This is a genomic window from Inquilinus sp. 2KB_23, from assembly GCF_052115705.1.
GTDB classification, from domain to species: domain Bacteria; phylum Pseudomonadota; class Alphaproteobacteria; order DSM-16000; family Inquilinaceae; genus Inquilinus; species Inquilinus ginsengisoli_A.
In genome coordinates, this window is the sequence record NZ_JBFRHF010000052.1 from 1 (window position 1) to 15,682 (window position 15,682).

18 protein-coding genes are annotated in these 15,682 nt (G+C 70.6%); 4 read left to right on the plus strand and 14 right to left on the minus strand.

The window, feature by feature from the left end; genetic code table 11:
* On the minus strand, positions 1–733 hold a 733-nt coding region (locus AB4112_RS35340), incomplete at its 3' end, for an ABC transporter ATP-binding protein (protein WP_441727085.1).
* Between the two features lie 29 nt (positions 734–762).
* Positions 763–1,911, minus strand: coding sequence for an efflux RND transporter periplasmic adaptor subunit (locus AB4112_RS35345; protein ID WP_441727087.1), 1,149 nt, complete (start codon positions 1,909–1,911; stop codon positions 763–765).
* Positions 1,912–2,182: 271 nt separating this feature from the next.
* Here AB4112_RS35345 and AB4112_RS35350 point away from each other — a divergent pair, with 271 nt between their 5' ends.
* A complete protein-coding gene (locus tag AB4112_RS35350) occupies positions 2,183–2,497 on the plus strand; it encodes a hypothetical protein (RefSeq protein ID WP_309794551.1) in 315 nt (104 codons plus the stop codon).
* Between the two features lie 3 nt (positions 2,498–2,500).
* On the opposite strand, the gene AB4112_RS35355 is transcribed toward AB4112_RS35350, so the two are convergent.
* From AB4112_RS35355 to AB4112_RS35395, 9 genes are all read right to left on the minus strand, one after another.
* Entirely contained in the window at positions 2,501–2,995 is a 495-nt protein-coding gene (locus AB4112_RS35355) for a DUF192 domain-containing protein (RefSeq protein ID WP_441727089.1), read from the minus strand.
* Between the two features lie 84 nt (positions 2,996–3,079).
* Complete coding sequence (locus AB4112_RS35360; RefSeq protein WP_441727091.1) at positions 3,080–4,198, minus strand: acetoin utilization protein AcuC; 1,119 nt, start codon at positions 4,196–4,198, stop codon at positions 3,080–3,082.
* Positions 4,199–4,205: 7 nt separating this feature from the next.
* Positions 4,206–5,165 (minus strand): protein translocase subunit SecF, encoded by a 960-nt coding sequence (secF, locus tag AB4112_RS35365; RefSeq protein WP_309794554.1) that lies wholly within the window; start codon positions 5,163–5,165, stop codon positions 4,206–4,208.
* Complete coding sequence (gene secD / locus AB4112_RS35370; RefSeq protein ID WP_309794555.1) at positions 5,165–6,784, minus strand: protein translocase subunit SecD; 1,620 nt, start codon at positions 6,782–6,784, stop codon at positions 5,165–5,167. Before secD ends, secF begins: the two co-directional genes overlap by 1 nt.
* A gap of 122 nt (positions 6,785–6,906) precedes the next feature.
* The gene (ribD, locus tag AB4112_RS35375) at positions 6,907–8,217 is read right to left on the minus strand and encodes a bifunctional diaminohydroxyphosphoribosylaminopyrimidine deaminase/5-amino-6-(5-phosphoribosylamino)uracil reductase RibD (RefSeq protein ID WP_441727094.1); all 1,311 of its coding nucleotides are present in this window, start codon (positions 8,215–8,217) and stop codon (positions 6,907–6,909) included.
* Positions 8,214–8,894 (minus strand): GTP cyclohydrolase II, encoded by a 681-nt coding sequence (locus AB4112_RS35380; RefSeq protein ID WP_441727096.1) that lies wholly within the window; start codon positions 8,892–8,894, stop codon positions 8,214–8,216. Before AB4112_RS35380 ends, ribD begins: the two co-directional genes overlap by 4 nt.
* A 180-nt stretch (positions 8,895–9,074) precedes the next feature.
* Positions 9,075–9,761, minus strand: coding sequence for an RES family NAD+ phosphorylase (locus AB4112_RS35385; protein WP_441727098.1), 687 nt, complete (start codon positions 9,759–9,761; stop codon positions 9,075–9,077).
* A complete protein-coding gene (locus AB4112_RS35390; protein ID WP_441727100.1) occupies positions 9,752–10,162 on the minus strand; it encodes an MbcA/ParS/Xre antitoxin family protein in 411 nt (136 codons plus the stop codon). Before AB4112_RS35390 ends, AB4112_RS35385 begins: the two co-directional genes overlap by 10 nt.
* Positions 10,163–10,201: 39 nt before the next feature.
* Complete coding sequence (locus tag AB4112_RS35395; RefSeq protein WP_441727102.1) at positions 10,202–10,384, minus strand: hypothetical protein; 183 nt, start codon at positions 10,382–10,384, stop codon at positions 10,202–10,204.
* Between the two features lie 136 nt (positions 10,385–10,520).
* On the opposite strand from AB4112_RS35395, the gene thrS reads away from it, so the two are divergent.
* The 3 genes from thrS (at position 10,521) to AB4112_RS35410 (ending at position 13,577) form a co-directional block, all read left to right on the plus strand.
* Positions 10,521–11,735 carry a threonine--tRNA ligase gene (thrS, locus tag AB4112_RS35400; protein ID WP_309794563.1) on the plus strand — a complete coding sequence of 405 codons (1,215 nt, stop codon included), beginning with the start codon at positions 10,521–10,523 and terminating at the stop codon, positions 11,733–11,735.
* Positions 11,736–11,848: 113 nt separating this feature from the next.
* Positions 11,849–12,565, plus strand: a complete 717-nt coding sequence (locus AB4112_RS35405; protein WP_441727104.1) for a hypothetical protein — start codon at positions 11,849–11,851, stop codon at positions 12,563–12,565.
* A gap of 94 nt (positions 12,566–12,659) precedes the next feature.
* On the plus strand, positions 12,660–13,577 hold the full coding sequence (locus AB4112_RS35410) for an extracellular catalytic domain type 1 short-chain-length polyhydroxyalkanoate depolymerase (RefSeq protein ID WP_441727106.1): 918 nt from the start codon (positions 12,660–12,662) through the stop codon (positions 13,575–13,577).
* 6 nt (positions 13,578–13,583) lie between these two features.
* On the opposite strand, the gene AB4112_RS35415 is transcribed toward AB4112_RS35410, so the two are convergent.
* From AB4112_RS35415 to pabB, 3 genes are all read right to left on the minus strand, one after another.
* On the minus strand, positions 13,584–13,979 hold the full coding sequence (locus AB4112_RS35415) for a GNAT family N-acetyltransferase (protein ID WP_441727108.1): 396 nt from the start codon (positions 13,977–13,979) through the stop codon (positions 13,584–13,586).
* Positions 13,976–14,779: an aminotransferase class IV gene (locus AB4112_RS35420; protein WP_441727110.1), complete on the minus strand. Its 804-nt coding sequence runs from the start codon at positions 14,777–14,779 to the stop codon at positions 13,976–13,978. The genes AB4112_RS35415 and AB4112_RS35420 overlap by 4 nt, the downstream gene beginning before the upstream one ends.
* Positions 14,779–15,682, minus strand: a 904-nt coding sequence (gene pabB, locus AB4112_RS35425; protein ID WP_441727112.1) for an aminodeoxychorismate synthase component I, incomplete at its 5' end; no start/stop codon positions are given. The genes AB4112_RS35420 and pabB, both read right to left, overlap by 1 nt.

The following is a 15,682-nucleotide window of genomic DNA, read 5'->3' on the forward strand; positions in this document are numbered from 1 at the left end:
CCGCCACCCCGGCCGGGGCGGCCGCGGGCCGGCGCGCGCCGCTGTCGCCGACGATATGCCCGTCGCGGATCTCGATCAGGCGATGCGCATGGTCGGCCACCACCCGGTCATGGGTGATCAGGATCACGGTCTGGCCGGCGTCGCTCATGCGCCGCAGCAGCGCCATGACCTCGGCGCCGCTGCGGCTGTCCAGGGCGCCGGTCGGCTCGTCGGCCAGGATCACCCGGCCGCCGTTCATCAGCGCCCGGGCGATCGAGACGCGCTGCTGCTGACCGCCAGACAGCTGGTTCGGCCGGTGGTCCATGCGGTCGGCGAGGCCGAGCGACGACAAGAGCTGTGCCGCCCGTTCCCGCCGCGCGGCGGCGGACAGGCCGGCATAGATCGCCGGCACCTCGACATTCTCGGCGGCGGTGGCCGAGGGGATCAGGTTGTAGCTCTGGAAGATGAAGCCGAAGGTCTCGCGCCGCAGATGCGCCAAGGAATCGCCCCCCAGCGTCGCCGCATCGATGCCGTCGACGCGGTATTCGCCCGTGGTCGGCCGGTCAAGGCAGCCGAGGATGTTCATCAGGGTCGATTTACCGGACCCCGACGCGCCCATGATGGCGACGAATTCGCCGGCATGGATGTCGAGCGAGATGCCGTGCAGCACCTCCACCGCCAGGTCGCCGTTGACATAGGTCTTGGTCACGTCGCGCAGGGCGATCAGCGGCTGCGGCCCGGCCTGGCCGGGCATCGCCGGTATCCCGTGCTCGTGGATGTCCATTACAGCCGCGGGCTCCGGCCCGGCCGCGCTGTCCCCGAGGACGATCCGGCGGTGGTGGCGCCGGTGATCACCTGCTCGCCCGGCTCCAGCCCGCTCAGGATCTCCGCCTGGACGCGGTTGGTGACGCCGACGGCCACGGTGCGGGTGTCGATCGCGCCGCTGGGCCGCAGCACCCGGACGGTCGCCCGGCCGGGGGCCGCAGACGATGTCCCGGCGGCCACCGCCGACAGGGCGCCGACCGGCACCAGCAGCGTGTCCTGGGCTGCGGCCGAGACGAAGAAAACCTGCGCCGTCATCTGCGTCATCAGCACCCCGCCCTCGTTCGGCACGTCGAACAGCGAGTCGTAGAGCACGACGTTGTTGACCACCTCGGGCGTCGGCAGGATCTGCCGCAGCGCGCCGTACCAGCGCTTCTGCGGCGTGCCGAGCGTGGTGAAATAGGCGGTCATGCCCAGGCGCAACCGGCTGACATCGGCCTCGGAGACCTGGGCCTTGATGGTCATGGTCGACAGGTCGGCGATCTGGACGATGATCGGGGCCGACTGGTTGGCGTTCAGGGTCTGGCCCTGCCGTGCCGACTGCGACACCACCGTGCCGTCGATCGGGGCGTAGATCTTGGTGTAGCCGAGATTGGCCTCGTCGCCCCGGAGGGTCGACTGGGTCTGCCGGATCTGGGCGCCGATGGCGTCGAGCTGGGCCTTGGCGGAGGCCAGCGTCGCCTCGGCCACCTGCAGGGCGTCGTCGCTGGTGGCGCGCGCCGCCTTCAGGTTGCGCTGCCGTTCCGCCTGCTGCCCGGCGAGCAGCAGCTGGGCCTGCTTCTCCGCCTGCTGCGCCTCGAGATTGGCCAGCTGCGCCCGGTCGGCCTCGACCCGCGACTGGTAGACGGTGGGATCGATCTCGGCCAGCAGGTCGCCGGCCTTGACCCGGTCGCCGATCGCGACATGCAGGGTCTTCAGCTGGCCGGAGACCTGGGTGCCGACATCGACGTAGCTGAGGGGCTGCAGCGTGCCCAGCGCCGTGGTCGCGTCCTCGATGTCGCCGCGCTCCGCCGTCGCAGTGAGATACTGCTGGTCGGTGGCGGCGGGGCGGCCCCAGCGATACCAGGCGCCGGCCACGGCCAGCACGAGGACGACCAGGGCCAGGAGCATGAGTGTCCGGCGCCGGCGGGGGCGCTGCGGGCGCACGGCTGCGATGGGCTTCGGAACAGGCGGAGGCGCCGTCTCTCTCAGCTTCGGCTCGATCTCGGTCCTGGTGTCCGGCATTCCCATACGGTCCGTGTTGATCTCGCCCCTTCACGGCCCGACCGGGCAATTCCGGCGCGCATCCGCCGCCATCCCGGCTGGTCAGGGCGCGGCCGGCCGATTATATCGTGTCCGGGGCCGCTTGGCCGCACACTCCGTCACGGCTTCCGAGGCACCCATGGTCCGCGCGGCGACGATCGCGCTTTCCGGCGTCCTGTTTACCTCCCTGTTCGCCACGGGTTCCGCCCTGGCGGCGCCGGCTTCCTGCGGCCCGCATGACGTGGTGGTCGACTATCTCGCGCGGTCCTTCCAGGAGGCGCCGGCCGGCGCCGGCACCGCCAACAGCGGCGGCCGGATGGAGCTGTTCACGGGTCCCAAGGGGCGCAGCTGGACCCTGCTCTACACCGGGCCGGACGGGCAGTCCTGCATGGTCGCGGCCGGGCGCGGCTGGGCCCCGCCGCCGGTGGAGAACGACGCCTCGCGTCCGCGCTGACCACTAGTTTTTGGGTGCGGTGGTGGTGATCAGCGGATGGATGACGCGGTCGCCCGGCTTGATGCTGAGGAACCGCGTGATGCCGCCATTCAGCTCCAGCACCGCCTTGGCCGGCCCCTCGGAGGTGCGCGGGGTCAGGGTCTGGGGCTCGGCGCCCTCGACGATGTTGGCGATGGTGCCGTCGGTCCGGATGAAGATCATGTCCAGCGGGATCAGCGTGTTCTTCATCCAGAAAGCCTGGGGCTCGGCCTGATCGAACACGAACAGCATGCCCGCATCCGGCGCCATGGCCTTGCGGAACATCAGGCCACGCTGCTGCGCCTCGGGCGTCAGCGCCAGTTCGACCGTGAAGTGGAACTGCTTGCCGGCCGCGGTCTCGATGGTCAGGTCGGCATCGGTCGGCCGGACCGAGGGCGCAGCCTCGCCCTGCGCCCGGGCGGCGCCGACGGCGAAGAGCAGGAGGGCGAGGGCGGCGAAGAGCGTCTTCTTCATCATCATCCCGTTGTCTCAAGGCGGCGCGAGCGCCGTCCGGTCAAGGCGGCGCGAGCGCCGTCCGGTCTAGGCGGCGCGAGCGCCGCCCGGTCATGGCGCCGTGACGGCGCGGATCATCTCACGGATCTCCGGCCGCACCGGGCCGGGCCGCGGCGGGTCGTCCATCCGGTCGAACCAATGGGGCTCCGGCGGCAGGCCCCGGCGGCGCGACCAGGACAGGCCGGACAGCACCTTGCGCGCCGCGTCGGTCAGCGGCGCGGTCGGGTCCAGCCCGGCCAGCATCGCCCAGACCCCGGCCCAGCAGCGGCCCACCGTCCAGGGATTGTAGCCGCCCCCGCCCAGCACCAACAGCCGGGGCGCCACCCGGCGCACGGCGCCCACCACATCCCACAGGGCGTGGTTCGACAGCGACAGGCGGCTCAGCGGATCGTCATGCAACGCGTCTGCACCGCATTGCAGCAGCACGACCTGGGGCCGGAAGCGGTCGACCAGCGGCAGCAGCGCGTCGTCGCGGATCGCCGCCATCTCGTCGTCGTTCAGCTCACGCGGCACGGCCAGGTTGCGGGCGTTGCCGCCGCCGCGATCGTCGACCGCGCCGGTGAAGGGCCAGCGCTTCGCCTCATGCACGGACACGGTGAGGACACGGGCATCGCCGGCAAAGGCGTCCTGCACCCCGTCGCCGTGATGGGCGTCGACGTCGAGATAGGCGATCCGGTCGATGCCGCGGTCGAGCAGCGCCAGGATCGCCAGCGCCGGATCGTTGAAGTAGCAGAAGCCCGAGGCCCGGTCGGGTCGGCCGTGATGCAGCCCGCCGGCCGGGCTGTAGACCACGGCGCCCCCGGCCGCTTCGGCCAGCAGGCCGGCGCCGAGCAGGGAGGAGCCGCAGGCCGTCGCCGGCCGGCGGAACACCTCGCCGAAGATCGGGTTCTCGACCCCGCCGAGATTGTGCCGCTGCCGGCGGGCCGGATCGAGGTCCTGGTCCCGCTCGGCGTCCTGCACCGCCGCGACATAGTCCGGATCGTGGAACCGGGCCAGCGCCGCGGCGTCTGCCATGGGGCCTTCGCGATACTGTCCGGGCTGCAGCCAGCCCTGCGCCCGGATCAGGTCGATCGCGGTGGAGACGCGCGGGATGGCGAGCGGATGCTTCGGCCCGTAGCTGGAATGCCGATAGACCTCGCTGCCGATCAGGATCGGCCGCGCCGCCGCCATGCCCGGATCAGGCCCCCTTGCCGGCGGCGGCCCCGTCGCCCTTGGCCGGCGGCGGCGCCTTCTTGCGGAACAGCTTGTCCTCGCCGAGGAACAGCAGGATCGGCGCCGCGATGAAGATCGACGAGGTCGTCGCGACGACGACGCCGATCAGGATCACGAAGGCGAATTGCTGCAGGGTCTCGCCGCTCCAGATCGCCAGCGGCAGGCAGGCCAGGAAGGTGGCCAGCGAGGTGCCGATGGTGCGGTTCAGCGTCTGGTTGATCGACAGGTCGATCAGCTGGCGCAGCGGCATCGACTTGAACAGCCGCAGGTTCTCACGCACCCGGTCATAAACCACGACCTTGTCGTTGACGGAGTAGCCGAGGACGGTCAGGAGCGCCGCGATCGAGGTCAGGTTGAACTCGAAGCCGGTGACGGCATAGACGCCGACCATCTTGGTGACGTCGAGAATCATCGTGACGACGGCGCCGACGCCGAACTGCCATTCGAAGCGGAACCAGATGTAGAACAGCATAGCGACGAGCGCGAGGCCCAGCGCCATCATGCCGTTCTGGAACAATTCGCCCGACACCGTGCCGCCCACGGAATCGCTCGCGCCGACGGTGACGCCCGGCACCTTGTCGACCAGCGTCTGCTTGATCGTCTGGTAGGCCTGCTGCTGCTGCGCGTCGGTCGGCTGCGCCTCCATCCGCACCAGCACGTCGCGGGGCGACCCGAACTGCTGGAGCTGCACCTGGCCGAAGCCGAGGCTGTCGATGTCCGACCGCAACGTGGTGAAATCCGCCGGCTGCGGCGTGTTGATCTGGAAGGTGATGCCGCCCTTGAAATCAACGCCGTAGTTCAGCCCCGGATAGAAGAACAGGATGACCGATGCGGTGCTGAGGAAGGCCGAGGTGGCGAGACCGATAATCCGGCCCCGCATGAACTGGATCTTGGTGTCGTCCGGGACGAGACGGAGCCAAAACATTACGCTTTCCTCAGCACGGGCAGGACGGTGGGCCGCTTGCGGCGGATCCAGCCGACCATCATGAAACGCACCAGCACGATCGCGGTGAACATCGAGGTCAGGATGCCGATCGCTGTGGTGACGGCGAAGCCGCGCACCGGACCCGAACTCAGCGAGTACAGGATCCCCATCTTGATCAGCGAGGTCACGTTGGCGTCGAAGATCGTGCCGAAGGCACGGCTGAAGCCCGCATCCATCGCCGAGAAGGGCGACCGGCCACGTTTGGTTTCTTCATGCAGGCGTTCGTTGATCAGGATGTTGGCGTCGACCGACAGGCCGAGCGTCAGCAGCAGGCCGGCGATGCCGGGCAGCGTCAGCGTCGCCTCCAGCAGCGACAGGACCGCCAGTGTGATCACCAGGTTCATGATCAGGGCGATATTGGCGAATATGCCGAACAGCCCATACGCCGCGGTCATATAGGTGATGACCAGGAGGAAGCCGACCCCGACGGCGATGATGCCGGCCTGGATCGCGTCGGCGCCGAGATCCGGCCCGACCGTGCGCTCCTCGATGATGGTCAGCGGCGCCGGCAGCGCGCCGGCGCGCAGCAGCACGGCCAGGTCGTTGGCGCTCTGGGCCGTGAAGTTGCCGCTGATCTGGCCGCGGCCGCCCAGGATCGGCTCGTTGATCCGCGGCGCGCTGATCACCTTGTCGTCGAGGACGATGGCGAAGGGCCGGCCGGTGTTGGCCTGGGTGACCTGGCCGAAGCGGCGCGCCCCGGCGCTGTCGAATTCGAAGTTCACCACCCACTGGCCGTTCTGCGAATTGGTGCCGGCGCGGGCGTCGATCAGGTTGGCACCGTCGACCTCGATCCGCTTCTTGACCGCGATGGACTGCGGCTGCGCGCTGCGGCTGTCCTCGAGCGGCAGCACCTCGGTGTCGGGCGGCACCGGGCCGGGCTGGCCGGGCTGGTAATCCTGGCTGACCAGGTGGAAGGTCATCTTCGCCGTCTGGCCCAGCAGGCGGCGGATGCGGTCGGGATTCTGTTCGCCCGGCAGCTGCAGCAGGATGCGGCTGGTGCCCTGGCGCGAGATCAGCGGCTCCTTGGTGCCGCTCTCGTCGACGCGGCGGCGGACGATCTCGATCGACTGCTCGACCGCCCGGGTCTCGCGGTCGCGCAGGCCCACCTCGGTCAGGGTCAGGGCAGCCTTGCCGTCGCTGCCGACGCTGATGTCGATGTCGCGCTGGCCGCTGGCCAGGGGATCGACATTGCCGCTCTGCATGTTCTCGGCCAGGAGCGTGCGCACCCGGTCGGCCTGGCTGGGATCGGTCAGGGTGAAGCCCACCGACCGGTCCTTCACCGCCAGATCGGTGTAGGCGATGTTCTCACGCCGCAGCAGGCCCCGGATCGAATCCTGGATGTTGTTCAGACGGCCGTCGACCACCGCCTTCATATCCACTTCGAGCAGCAGGTAGGACCCGCCCCGCAGGTCGAGACCGAGATTGATCTGGCGCGTCGGAATCCAGGACGGCAGCGCGTCGAGCGTGCTGCGCGGCAGGATGTTCGGCAGGCTCAGGATCACGCCGAGGAGGCACACCACCCAGATGGTGACCTTCTTCCACGGGGCGAAATACATCATCGACGGCAAGCTCTCAAAAATCACTCGGTTCGGGCTGGGCCGGCCGGAGCGCCACGCGTGGACGTGGCTAGGCCCGGCGTGCCTGGACCGCAGGGCGCGCACGGTACAATGCGCGCGGCGGTTTATCCATGCCGAAGTGGGGAGCCCGCCGGATGAGGGCCGACAAGCCGCGCCAAGTGAGTGGCTGTCGCGGCCGGAACGTATTCGGCCAGGAGGTCGGGACCCAGCGCCGCGGTCGCGATCGGGCGCCAGCCCCGGGTGGTGGTGACGCTGCCGGCGAAGGCGATGCGGTTGCGTTCGCCGCCGCCGATCACCGGCGCGATGAAGACATGGGCGAGGTCGACCCGGCCGGCCTCGAGCAGCAGGCCCAGCAGGCGTGGCCCGCCCTCGACCATGACCGAGGCGACCGGCCGGCCCAGCCGTGCCACCATGGCCGGCCCGGCCAGGACCTCGAACAGGGCCTCGACCGGCTCGCCTTCCGGCAGCGCCAGCATGGCGGCCGCTGGCGGCAGCAGCGCCGCCAGCGGTGCGGCCTGGCGGGCGGCTGTGGCGCCGAGCAGGAACACGGTCAGCGCATCGGCGGAGAGCAGCCCGGCCTTCCAGCGGTCCAGCCGCTGCGGCAGCGCCGCCAGCGCCCGGCCGTTGGGGTCGTAGACCAGGCGCAGGGGCTGTCGGTGGCGGTCGCCCGCCGCGTCGCGCACGGTCAGGGCCGGGTCGTCGGCCAGCACGGTGCCGGCGCCGACCAGGATGGCGTCGTATTTCTGGCGCAGCCAATGGGTGTGGGCCCGCGCCGCCTTGCCGGTCAGCCAGCGTTCGGCGCCGTCGTCATAGGCCAGCTGGCCGTCCAGGGTCTGCGCCCATTTCGCCGCCACCAGCGGCCGGCCCAGCCGCTGCCCCAGCAGGAAGGGCGCATGCCAGGCCGCCGCCTCCGGCGCCAGGGCGCCGACGCTGACGGCGATGCCCGCCGCCTGCAGCCGGGCCAGGCCGGCGCCGTCGACCAGCGGGTTGGGGTCGCGCAGCGCCACGACGCAGCGGGCCAGCCCGACCGAAGCTAGCAGGTCGGCGCAGGGCGGCTGGCGGCCATGATGGCTGCAGGGTTCGAGGGTCACATAGGCGGTGGCGCCCTGGAACACCGACCGGTCGGCCGCCGCCTCGATGGCGACGCGCTCGGCGTGGCGCTCGCCGATCCGCTCGGTGGCGCCGCGCGACACCACCCGGCCGTCGCGCACCACCACGCAGCCGACCACCGGATTCGGATCCGACAACCCGTGATGGGTCATCGCCATCCGCAGCGTCTCCAGCATCCAGCCTTCGTCTTCACCCCGGATCGGGGGTGCCGGGACGGCGTCCTGCAGCACCTCGGGCAGGGTGTCGCGCAGGACCCCGCCGAAGCCGAAGCCCGGCCGCAGCGAGAACCCGGCCGCCAGCGTCAAGGCTTGCCCAGGCGCCGCAGCGCCGCCACGCCGCCCGCGCCGACCGCCTTGGGCAGCCGCTCGATCTGGGCGGAAAGCTCCGGCAGATCAATCTGGTGCGCGTGCTTCCTGACCTTGGCTTCGAGGTACTGGATGTTGTGCGCGGTGACGAACACACCGGTCGGCACGATCTCGACGATCTCGATGCCGGCGGCTTCGAGCTGCTTCGCCTTGTCAGGATTGTTGGTCAACAGCCTGATCCGCTTGACCCCGAGGGCCAGCAGCATCTGCGCCGCCGGCGTGAAGTCGCGCATGTCGTGCGGGAAGTTCAGCCGCTCATTCGCTTCGAAGGTGTCGAGCCCCTGGTCCTGCAGCACATAGGCGTCGAGCTTGGCGTAGAGGCCGATGCCCCTGCCCTCCTGCCGGAGGTAGAGGACGAAGCCGCCCTCGCGGCCGATGCGGTGCAGGGCGTCGATCAGCTGCGGGCCGCAATCGCAGCGCTGCGAGCCGAACACGTCGCCGGTCAGGCATTCCGAATGCACCCGCACCAGCGGCACGTCATGGCCCTGCGGTCCGAGCGCGATGGCGAAATGCTCACCACCATCCTCGAAGCTGGTGAAGGTGTGGAAGATGCCGCTGCCCGCACCGTCCAGGATCGGGATGGTGACGGTGTTGCGGATCTCGACCGGTGTCTGCATCGGGTACCCCGCCGGCCGTATCGCGACCGAGCCTCGTGAAGTCTGGCCACAATATCGGTCGGCCACCGGCACATTCCCAGCCCCGCCGGACGGAAAGCCGCCATGCGAGAGCCGATGGGCAACTTCCGTCTAGCACAACCGAAAGCCCAGGCCTGTTCCGTTCGTCACACCGACGCCCAGTCAGGCCCCGATATCGCGGATCTCGTGCACGGATGCGATCTTCGTCCCGTCCCAGTGGTAGGACAGGTGCCGCTCCTGGATCACCGGTGTCAGCACGCCGCGCGGCCGGAACACCGCGGCGCACTGCCCACTGACATGGCGGACGCTGTCATAGGCGATGCCGTGGGAGCCCTCGCCGCGCAGCCGCCGCCCCAGCGCCTGGCCGGCCGAATAGTCCACCGGATCATAGACCCCGGGCAGGTCGGCGCCGCGGATGTCGTGCAGGTCGCCCGACAGGCGGTTGATCAGCACCCGCATGTCGATGCTGGTCGGCGGCGTCGCCGTCGCGGCGAAGAAGCGACCGCGGTGGTAGCGGGTCTCCGCCACCGCCGTCTCCAGCGCCGCGGCCCCGTAATAGGCGCCGAAGCTGCCATCGGTGAAGCGGCTGCCGTCCGGATGCAGATGGGTGAAGGCGGCCATGATGAAGCTGGTGCCCGGGCCGCTCATCCGCTCCTCCGGCGGGACCAGCGCGATCTGGCCGGCCTGATCGCGCAGCCGGTCGTTGGTGCGGGATTCGAGTTCGATCAGCGCCTCCCAATCCTCCGGCGGGGCGATACGCTCGAACAGGTCGATCGGCGGAAACCGGCTGGGGATGACGCGCCAGCACTGCTCCCACTCGACGCGATGGACTGGCAGCGTCAGGCCCAACCGCCGCGCTCCGCGTCGAGGTAGCGGCGGACCACGAACAGGTCGGCGACATTGCCGGACAGCATGCGGTCGAGCGCCGAGCGCCCGCCGAAGGGCGAGGCCGTGTTCGGCCGCCGCACCCAGCCATCGGCCAGCTTGGCGTCCTTGAACAGGATCTGCAGCGCCCGGTAGATGCCGAGGATGTAGGAAACCCGCTCCAGCGTGTCGGCCGAGGGGTGCCCGGTGGCGCCGGCCTTCCAGCGATAGAAGGTCGCCTTCGATGGGCGGCCGAGCAGCACGCGCTTCTCCTCGTCCTTCAGCCCCCAGGCCTCGACGATGGCGAAGAAGGCGCTCAGGCCCGCCCTGGCCACCCGCCCCTCGGCCTCGCGCGGCGCCACCGCCGGCGCTCCCTGCGCTGCCATCGAAACCGTTCCTCTATCAATCATCTGAGATTAATAATCTCATTTGAGACAATCAAGATAGGCGCCGGCGCGGCTTGACGCAAGGGCCTGCCACATCAACACCGCATCGCTTGCCTGCGTTTCATGGCGATTGACGCTGTCGATCGGCCATGCCTCTAATTCTGCCATGAACGCGAACCGTCCGATGATCACTGCGACCACCAAAACGATTACCGCCACCACTGGCGGGTCGTGCGGGGGTCGTGCGCGCTGATCGGATAGCGCCTCACCGACCACCAAAGGGCCCCGCCGGCAACGGACGGGGCCCTTGGTCTTTCTGGGTCTCCCTGCGCCGGTCCTCACGCAACGGAGACATCTCATGGACGACATCGATCATCGCAGCCTGGGCAACCGCCTCGACCTCTTCCACCAGCAGGAAGACGGGCCGGGCATGGTGTTCTGGCACCCGCGCGGCTGGGCGCTGTACCGGGTGGTGGAGGACTACATGCGAAGGCGCATGGCCCGGGCCGGCTATCGCGAGGTGCGCACGCCGCAGATGATGGCGCGCAGCCTGTGGAACCGCAGCGGCCATTGGGAGAAGTTCGGCGCCCAGATGTTCGCCTTGGCCGATGAGGGCCGGCTGATGGCGCTGAAGCCGATGAGTTGCCCCGGCCACATCCAGATCTTCAACAAGCGCCTGCGGTCGCATCGCGAGCTGCCGATCCGCTATTTCGAGTTCGGCGCCGTGCACCGCAACGAGCCGTCGGGCGCGCTGCAGGGGCTGATGCGGGCCCGCGCCTTCGTCCAGGACGACGCCCATGTGTTCTGCCTGGACCACCAGATCGAGGCCGAGGTGGCGCGGTTCTGCGGCCTGCTGCGGCAGATCTACGCCGATTTCGGCTTCGACGGCTTCGACGTGGCCCTCGCCACGCGTCCGGCCCAGCGCGCCGGGTCGGATGCGGTGTGGGACCGGGCCGAAGCGGCGCTGGCAGGGGCCGCGCGGCAGGCCGGCTTCGATTTCGAGACCCTGCCCGGCGAAGGCGCCTTCTACGGGCCGAAGCTTGAGTTCCACCTGCGCGACCGCCTGGGCCGGCGCTGGCAATGCGGCACGATCCAGCTCGACTTCGTGATGCCGGAACGGCTGGACGCCGCCTATGTCACCGAGCAGAACGGCCGGGCCGTGCCGGTGATGCTGCACCATGCGGTGCTGGGCAGCCTGGAACGGTTCATCGGCATCCTGCTCGAGCATCATGAGGGCCGCCTGCCGCTGTGGCTGGCGCCCGAGCAGCTGGTGGTCGCCTCGATCGGCGCGGCGGAGGTCGCCCCGGCGTGTCATGTCGCCGAGGCGTTCGAGGCCGCGGGGCTGCGCGTGGCCCTGGATGCGCGGCCGGAGCGGCTGTCGCGCAAGATCCTCGACGCACATGGGGACGGCGTCCCGGTGCTGGCCGCGATCGGCGCGCGGGAGGCGCGGGACAACACCGTGGCGCTGCGCTTCCGCGACGGCCGGCAGGAGGCGCTGCCGCTGGCGGGCGCGATCGCCCGGCTGCGCGCCGAGGCGGTGTCGCCGGCGGAGCCCCCTGCCCTCGCCGCCTGACCATTGAGGCGCGGCAGTTCGGGCCGGGCGCGGCAGTTTTGGGCTTTGCCGCGCCCGGGTTCGGCCCCAGGATCCGTCCGTCCCGGACCGCCCCAGATCGTCGGAGACCATCGATGGCCAGCACCTCCTTGGCGGCGCCGGACGGTCGCCTGCACCGCATCCTGCGCCATCTCGGCAAGGAGCTGCGCCACGTCCTGCCGCCGACCCTGTTCTTCCTGGTCGGCTTCAACCTGATCGTGTTCACCCAGAACCTGGTGCTGGCCGAGCATCTCGCCCGGTCGATCAACTTCCTGGTCGCGACCACGGCGGCGCTGGTGGTGGGCAAGTCGGTGCTGGTGGCCGACCGGATGCCGTTCCTGCGCCGCTTCGACAACGCGCCGCTGGTCCAGCCGATCCTGTTCAAGACCTTCGTCTACTGGGCCTTCGTCTTCATCGCCCGGCTGCTCGAAGCTTTCATCCACCACGCCGTGGACACGGGCAGGATCGGTGGCTTCGGCGCCGACCTGCTGGAGAACTTTTCCTGGAACCGCTTCCTCTTCATCCAGACCTGGATCCTGGTGCTGTTCCTGATCTACACGACGGCCGCCGAGCTGAACGACCTGTTCGGGGATGGCGAGCTGGCGCGGATCCTGTTTCGGCACCGCTCGTCCGATCTCAAGCAGACGCGGCGGCAGCGCATCCGCACCCTGGCGCGCCTGGGCCGCCTGACCCAGGCGCAGTCGATCGCCATCCTGCACGATCCCGCCACCCCGGCCCATCGCGAGCTCGTCGGGTTGATTGATCAGCTGGCGCGGGACGTCGGCGCGCGGCGCAGCGTGGCGGGCCGATGACCGAGCCCTCTGCCCTGCCCGCGACCCTTCATCGCGGGCGGACAGCCGCACCGGACGCGCTATTCTGCTGGCAATATTCTTCGAAACGGTACGCATGGCACGACTGACTTCGACAGCTTTGGCCCTCTCCGGGCTCGCTGTCCTCACCACCCTGCTGATGGCGAATTCGGGCCGCGCGGCCGGCACCGATGTCGAGGCGACCCTGGCCGTCGACGGGGTTCCCCGCAGCTACACCCTGCACCTGCCCCCGGCCGCGGCGGGTAGCGAGCCGTTGCCGCTGGTGATCGTGCTGCATGGCGGCGGCGCCAACGCCCCCGCCGCCGTCGCCCTGACCGGCTTCAGCGCCGAGGCCGACGAGGAGGGCTTCGTCGTCGCCTATCCCAACGGCACCGGCCGCGCCAAGCCGACCCCCGAGACCGCCAACCAGTTCAGCTGGAACGCCGGCGACTGCTGCGGTTCGGCGATGCGGCAGGATGCCGACGACATCGGCTTCGTCCGCGCCCTGGTGGCGAAGATCGAGCACGACCGCACGATCGACCACCGACGCATCTACGCCGCAGGCTTTTCCGCCGGCGGCATGATGGCCTATCGCCTGGCCTGCGAGGCCGACGATGTCTTCGCCGCCGTCGCCGTGGTCTCGGGCGCGATCCTGGTCCCGTCCTGCACGCCGACGCGACCGGTCTCGGTGATCGACATCCACGGCACCGACGACAACGCGGTTCCGATCGACGGCACGCCGGAGCGGGAGAGCTACGCCCGGGCCAAGTTCCCGCCGGTGCGCGAATCGGTGGCGTTCTGGGCCGCCTTCAACGGCTGCCAGGCGCAGCCCGTGGTGCTGGAATCGGTGCCGGGCATCCAGGCGCAGGACTATCCGGACTGCCGCGACGGCACCGCGGTCCGCTACGACGTGGTCGATGGCGGCTATCACGCCTGGCCCGACGGCAGCATGACCCCGGGCTTCGTCGCCACCCCGCGGATCTGGCATTTCTTCGCCGACCATCCGAGGCTGTAGCGGCCCTCAGGCCGACAGGTCGATCAGCCCGGCTTCGGTCGGGCGGAAGCCGCAGCCGCGGTAGAAGCCGGCCAGGTGCGGCTCGAAATCCACATGCAACCAGCGGGCGCCCCGCGCTTGCGCCAGTTCGGCCGCCCGGCGCACCAGAGCCCGGCCGATGCCCTGGCGCTGGTGCGCCGGGTCGACGGTCGTGTCCAGCAGGAAGGCATGCTGCCCGCCGTCCCAGGCGATGTTGACGTATCCCACCAGCCGGTCGCCGGCATAGGCACCGATCCAGCCCAGGCTTCGTTGATGGATCGTCTCGAGGTCCGACGATGGCGGGCCGCCCCAGGCCGCCTGCACGAGCCGCGCGAAAGCGGCCGGATCCAGCACCGGGTCGACGGCGAAGACGATCCCGGTCATGCCGGCAGCCCCAATTCCTGGCGCAGCCTTGCGGCCACGGCATCGCCCCCCGCCATGGCCTCGCTGCCCAGCCGCGCCGCCGCGCGGATAGAAAGGGCGTTGGTCAGGATCACCGCATCCGCGCGCGCCAGATCGTCCAGGCCCAGCGGCTGTTCCGCCGCGCCCAGCCGGGCCAGGACCTCGCCGCGCATGATCCCCGGCAGGGCGCCTTCGGCCACCGCCGGCGTGACCCAGGCGCCGTCGATCCGGGCGAACAGATTGGCGATGGTGGTCTCCGCCACCCGGCCGGCCGTGTTCGTCATCACCGCGTCGTCGGCGCCCTGCTCCGCCGCCTCGCGCCGGGCCAGGATCGCGTCAAGATAGTTCAGCGATTTGATCCGGCTCAGCGGCGAGCGCTCGTTGCGGCAGGTGGAGCGGGCCAGGACGAGCGCCACCGGCGTCTGCGGCGCCGGGCCGGCATGGCCGGCGATCAGCACGGTCGGCGACGGCGCGGCCGGCGGCAGGACGCCACGCGGACCCACGCCCCGGGTGACCGTCAGGCGCAGTGCCCCGGCCGCGATCCCCGCCTCGGCGATCACCGCAGCGCAGGCCTCGGCCAGGGCCGCATCGTCGGAGCGCGGCGGGATCCCCAGGACGGCACGGCCTGCGGCGAGGCGGGCGAGGTGCCGATCCAGCCAGACCGCGGCGCCGTCCCGGACCCGGATGGTCTCGAACAGCCCGTCGCCCAGGGTGAAGCCGCGGTCGGCGGGGTCGATCCGCGCCGCCTCGGCCGCCTGCATCCGCCCGTTCAGCCAGGGCATCAGGCCACTCCCGCCAGCGCCTGCAGCAGCGGCCGCACCTTGACCATCGCTTCGTCAAACTCGGCGTCCGGGTCGGAATCATAGACGATGCCGCCGCCGGCCTGGGCCGCCACCCGCCCGCCGGCGCCGCACAGCGTCCGGATCACGATGCTGGAATCCAGCGACCCGTCGAAGCCGAGATGGACGATCGACCCGCAATAGGGGCCACGCCGCGCCGGTTCCAGCGTACGGATGATCTCCATCGCCCGGATCTTTGGCGCGCCGGTGATCGATCCCCCGGGGAAGCAGGCGCGCAGCAGGTCGATCGCCCCGCGCCCCGGCGCCAGGCGCCCCTCGACCACCGACACCAGGTGATGGACGCGCGGAAAGCTTTCGAGGCCGCACAGCACCGGCGCCCGGACGCTGCCGACGGCGCAGACCCGGGACAGGTCGTTGCGCAGCAGGTCCACGATCATCAGGTTCTCGGCCCGGTCCTTCTCGCTGGCCTGCAGCTCCGCCGCCAGGGCCACATCCGTTGCCGGATCGGCGCCGCGTGGCCGGGTGCCCTTGATCGGCCGGGTCTCGACCCGCCCCGCGGCATCGACCGACAGGAACCGCTCCGGCGAGGCGCTGGCGATCCAGCGGCCGGCGCCGAAATCGAGGAAGGCGGCGAAGGGCGCCGGCGACAGCGCCCGCAACCGGCGGTGCAGGGTGAAGGGGTCGAGCCCATCCGGCAGGTCGGCCAGGAAGCGCTGGGTCAGGTTGGCCTGGTAGATGTCGCCGGCGGCGATCCAGTCGCGGATGCGCCGCACCCCGTCGCGATAGCCCTCGGCCGGCATCTCGGCCCGCCACACCCCACGCGGCGCCGGGTCCGGCGGCGGCAGGGCCGGCGCGGCGGCGATGGCGGCGGCGAGATCCTCGGCC

Coding starts and splice junctions, on each gene's coding strand:
- AB4112_RS35345 (WP_441727087.1), bottom strand. CDS start 1,911: ATGCTCCTGGCCCTGGTCGTCCTCGTGCTGGCCGTGGCCGGCGCCTGG.
- AB4112_RS35350 (WP_309794551.1), top strand. CDS start 2,183: ATGGTCCGCGCGGCGACGATCGCGCTTTCCGGCGTCCTGTTTACCTCC.
- AB4112_RS35355 (WP_441727089.1), bottom strand. CDS start 2,995: ATGATGATGAAGAAGACGCTCTTCGCCGCCCTCGCCCTCCTGCTCTTC.
- AB4112_RS35360 (WP_441727091.1), bottom strand. CDS start 4,198: ATGGCGGCGGCGCGGCCGATCCTGATCGGCAGCGAGGTCTATCGGCAT.
- secF (WP_309794554.1), bottom strand. CDS start 5,165: ATGTTTTGGCTCCGTCTCGTCCCGGACGACACCAAGATCCAGTTCATG.
- secD (WP_309794555.1), bottom strand. CDS start 6,784: ATGATGTATTTCGCCCCGTGGAAGAAGGTCACCATCTGGGTGGTGTGC.
- AB4112_RS35380 (WP_441727096.1), bottom strand. CDS start 8,894: ATGCAGACACCGGTCGAGATCCGCAACACCGTCACCATCCCGATCCTG.
- AB4112_RS35390 (WP_441727100.1), bottom strand. CDS start 10,162: ATGGCAGCGCAGGGAGCGCCGGCGGTGGCGCCGCGCGAGGCCGAGGGG.
- thrS (WP_309794563.1), top strand. CDS start 10,521: ATGGACGACATCGATCATCGCAGCCTGGGCAACCGCCTCGACCTCTTC.
- AB4112_RS35405 (WP_441727104.1), top strand. CDS start 11,849: ATGGCCAGCACCTCCTTGGCGGCGCCGGACGGTCGCCTGCACCGCATC.
- AB4112_RS35410 (WP_441727106.1), top strand. CDS start 12,660: ATGGCACGACTGACTTCGACAGCTTTGGCCCTCTCCGGGCTCGCTGTC.
- AB4112_RS35415 (WP_441727108.1), bottom strand. CDS start 13,979: ATGACCGGGATCGTCTTCGCCGTCGACCCGGTGCTGGATCCGGCCGCT.
- AB4112_RS35420 (WP_441727110.1), bottom strand. CDS start 14,779: ATGCCCTGGCTGAACGGGCGGATGCAGGCGGCCGAGGCGGCGCGGATC.